This window comes from Mesorhizobium sp. M5C.F.Ca.IN.020.29.1.1 (genome assembly GCF_003997375.1).
Classification (GTDB): Bacteria; Pseudomonadota; Alphaproteobacteria; order Rhizobiales; family Rhizobiaceae; genus Mesorhizobium; species Mesorhizobium wenxiniae.
The window spans coordinates 1-3,892 of sequence record NZ_RZSW01000566.1 but is presented as its reverse complement, the minus strand read 5'-3'; the positions used below and the strand labels follow the sequence as shown (position 1 = coordinate 3,892).

4 protein-coding genes are annotated in these 3,892 nt (G+C 63.5%); 1 reads left to right on the top strand and 3 read right to left on the bottom strand.

The window, feature by feature from the left end:
- Positions 1-710: ligase-associated DNA damage response exonuclease (locus EOA85_RS29730; RefSeq protein WP_127212128.1), on the bottom strand; the 710-nt coding region annotated here is incomplete at its 3' end.
- A 204-nt stretch (positions 711-914) separates the two neighbouring features.
- On the opposite strand from EOA85_RS29730, the gene EOA85_RS29725 reads away from it, so the two are divergent.
- Positions 915-1,274, top strand: a complete 360-nt coding sequence (locus EOA85_RS29725) for a hypothetical protein (RefSeq protein WP_029356998.1) — start codon at positions 915-917, stop codon at positions 1,272-1,274.
- A 101-nt stretch (positions 1,275-1,375) separates the two neighbouring features.
- Here EOA85_RS29725 and EOA85_RS29720 read toward each other — a convergent pair whose 3' ends face one another.
- Together EOA85_RS29720 and EOA85_RS29715 are read right to left on the bottom strand one after the other, a co-directional pair.
- Positions 1,376-2,317 carry a glyoxylate/hydroxypyruvate reductase A gene (locus EOA85_RS29720; protein ID WP_127212127.1) on the bottom strand — a complete coding sequence of 314 codons (942 nt, stop codon included), beginning with the start codon at positions 2,315-2,317 and terminating at the stop codon, positions 1,376-1,378.
- 30 nt (positions 2,318-2,347) lie between these two features.
- Positions 2,348-3,892: ABC transporter ATP-binding protein (locus EOA85_RS29715; protein WP_164759966.1), on the bottom strand; the 1,545-nt coding region annotated here is incomplete at its 5' end.

Below are 3,892 nucleotides of genomic sequence, written 5' to 3'. Positions count from 1 at the left end.
ACGATGGCCCCAGTGAAGTCGTCCTTGCCACCGCTTTCGACGGTCGCCGGCTCCAGCGTCCCGAGGTCGATGCCCTGGCGCTGATAGTAGTCGCTGAGCTTGGCCAGCGCGCCGTGGATGTAGATTGGCTTGTCGTAGCCGGCGTCGCGCAGCAACCGCATGACGCGCTGCGCCTTGCCGAGCGCATAGGCGCCGACCAGATGCGCGCGTTCGGGAAACTGCGCCGTCGATTTCAGCAGGCGGGCGATCTCTTCGGTATCGGGCGGGTGACGGAACACCGGCAGGCCGAAAGTCGCCTCGGTGATGAACACGTCGCACATGACCGGTTGGAACGGCTCGCAAGTCGCGTCCCTATGGCGCTTGTAGTCGCCCGAAGCGACGATGCATGAGCCCTGATGCACGACCTCGATCTGCGCCGAGCCCAGCACATGGCCGGCCGGATGGAAGGTTACGGTGACGCCGTTCAGCGCAATCGCCTCGCCAAGTGCTGCCGCTTGCGTCGTCCCGGCAAAGTCCTCGCCGTAGCGCAGCCCCATAATGTCAAGCGTCTGTTGTGTGGCCAGCACCGAGCGGTGGCCTGAACGGGCATGGTCGGAATGGCCGTGCGTGATCAGCGCCCGGTTGACCGGCCGCACCGGGTCGATGAAGAAATCGCCGGGTGGGCAGTAGAGACCCTCGGGCCGGGGATGAAGCAGGTCACTGGCGCGCATGGCTCCAAGATAGTTGCTAATTCCGGCGCGGGAAGCCTGTTGCAAGTGACTGCTGACTCGGCTTACAGGCAACTGTCGGCGTGAAACCGCATCAGGCCTCGTCGGCGATCATTTTCGTTCACCTGCGCCACACGTGGCCGCGGCTGCGAAAAAAGTCCGATTCGCATGCCCGAAAGGGCAGGACACCGACACGGGGGACGTTGCATGCGCTGGAACTTGGTGGTCTTGGCATCTTGCCTGGCAATAGCCGGTTGCATCGGCACCTCGATTGCCGAGCGACAGGACGCGAATGTCCAATCCTCGCTGCAATATGACAGCGTGCCCTGCAATCAATTGCTGGCGCAACGCAACCGGCTGGCACAGCAATACCGTCTTCCACAGGATGCCAAGCCGTCCTTCTCCGATCCCGGGGTGGGCCTCGGCCCGTTCACGCCGGACGCCCGTTCCAAGGCCCAGCGAGAGGTCGAACAGGCGAGCGGCCGGATCGATGCCATGAACCGGTCGATCGCCCGCCGCGAATGTGGCAAGCCGGCCAAGCAGACCAAGCTTGGCCTGCCGGGTTAGCGCATGATCCCGGAAATCGGAATCAATTTCCGGAAAGGATCATGCGTGGATTCAAAAAATGTTAAAGCGTCCTTTGCGCGTTCAATTGGACGCGCGGCGCTCTAATACCCCGCGTCGCGATCCACCACGTTCTCGAGCTTCCCGCCGCGCTCGAAGGCGGCCATCTGGCGCAGCATAATCGGCACCAGATGCACGGGGTCGGAGGTCGCCGCCGCATGCGGCGTCACGAACACTTTCGGGTGGGTCCACAGCCGGCTGGTCTTCGGCAGCGGCTCGACCTCGAACACGTCGAGGCTCGCTTCCTTGAGTGTGCCGTCCTCCAGCGCACGCAGAATGTCGGCGTCCTTCTGCAACTTGCCGCGCCCGGCATTGATCAGCACCGAGCCGCCGAGGCCGTTGCGTTTCCTCAATTCCTTCAGCACGCCGTAATTGATCACGCCTTGCGTCTGCGGCGTGAGTGGCAAAAGCACCACCAGAATGTCGGTGGCGTTGAGGAAGGGGACCAATCCGGCCTCGCCCGCATAGGTCGAAACGCCTTCCATCGGCCGCTCGCTGCGCGACCAGCCATTGAGCGCAAAGCCGAGTGACAAAAGCACCGACGCCGCCGCGCGGCCAAGCGTGCCGAGCCCCATGATGCCGACGGAGATGTCGCCGGCCGGTCGCTGCGGTGGCTCGTGCCAGATCTTCTTTTGCTGCTGCGACCGGTAGAGCATGCCCTGGCGATGGTGATCGAGCACCCGCCAGACGACGTATTCGGTCATGTACTGGGTCAGGTTGTCGGCCACGACCTTGACGATCGGCACGTCGGGCAAAGTGGGATCGGCGAAGATGTGGTCGACGCCGGCGCCGATCGAAAAGACAGCGCGCAGATTGGGCAGCGACGACAGAAGGTTGGGCCGCTGCTTCCACACCACCGCATAGGTGATCGAGGGATCGCTGGCGCCGTCCGGCTCGAGCACCACCTCGCGTTCCGCCGACAAGAGTTCGCGCCAACGGCCTGGATGGATACCGGTGAGGGCAAGCAGGATACGGCCTTTTTCCATTGCGGATTCTATTTCCTTATGCGGGACGGGCTACTCGCTGACGATGCCGACCGGCGCCGTTTCGATCCTGAATGCGGCCGAGATCAGCGCCTTGGTATAGTCGGTCTGCGGCCGTTCGAAAATCTGTTCGGATGGGCCGGCTTCGACGATCCTGCCATTGCGCATGACGATGACGTCGTTGGCAAGCGCGCGGATGACCTTCAGGTCGTGGCTGATGAACAGATAGGCGAGGTCGTGCTTCGCCTGCAGGCTGCGCAGAAGATCGACCACCTGCGCCTGCACGCTCATGTCGAGCGCCGAGGTTGGCTCGTCCAGCATGACGAAGCGCGGGTTGAGCACCATGGCGCGGGCGATGGCGATGCGCTGGCGCTGGCCGCCGGAAAACTCGTGCGGATAGCGATTGCGCGTGGCGGGATCGAGCCCGACTTCCCCGAGCACATCGACGATGCGCTTGTCACGCTCATCGGGCGACAGCTTCGGTTCGTGGATCTTCAGCCCTTCCTCGATGATCTCGGAGACCGACATGCGCGGGCTCAACGACCCGAACGGATCCTGGAATACGATCTGCAGCTCGCGCCGCAGCGGCCGCATGGCGTTGAACGACAGCTCGTTGATATCGCGCCCGTTGAACTGAATGGTCCCGATCGACGAGATCATCCTGGCCAGCGCCAGGCCGAGCGTCGTCTTGCCAGAGCCGGATTCGCCGACGACGCCGAGCGTCTGGCCGGCGCGCACGGTGACGTCGATGCCGTCCACCGCCTTCACATTGTCGACGGTGCGCCGGAAAAAGCCCTTCTTGATCGGAAACCAGACTTTTATGTCCTGGCCTGTCATCACAGGCTTGGCGGCAGCGTTTGCGGCGGGCGGTTTGCCCTTCGGTTCGGCGGCCAGCAGATGCCGCGTATAGGTGTGCTGCGGGTTGGCGAAGATATCTTTCGTCGGTCCGGTCTCGACGATCTTGCCCTTGGTCATCACGCAGACCCGGTCGGCGATCTTTCTGACGATGCCGAGATCGTGGGTGATGAACAGCATCGACATGCCCTTGCGGCTCTTCAGCTCCGCAAGTAGTTCGAGGATCTGCGCTTGCACGGTGACGTCGAGTGCCGTCGTCGGTTCGTCGGCGATCAGCAGTTCCGGTTCGTTGGCCAGTGCCATGGCGATCATGACGCGCTGGCGCTGGCCGCCGGAAAGCTGGTGCGGATAGGCGTCGAGCCGCTTCTCCGGCTCGCGGATGCCGACCTCGTTGAGCAGCTCCAGGGTGCGCGCCCTGGCTTGGCGATCGCCTAGGCCCTGGTGCAGCGTCAGCACCTCGACGATCTGCTGCTCGATCGTGTGCAGCGGATTGAGCGAGGTCATCGGCTCCTGAAAGATCATGGTGATCTTGTTGCCGCGCACGCGGCGCAATGCCTTCTCGTCGGCAGCGAGCAGATCGGCGCCCTGGAACAGGATCTTTCCCGACGGATGGCTGGCGGCCGGATAGGGCAGCAGCTTCAGCACCGACAACGCCGTGACCGATTTGCCGGAGCCGGATTCGCCGACCAGCGCCACCGTCTCGCCCTTGGCGATGTCGAAGGA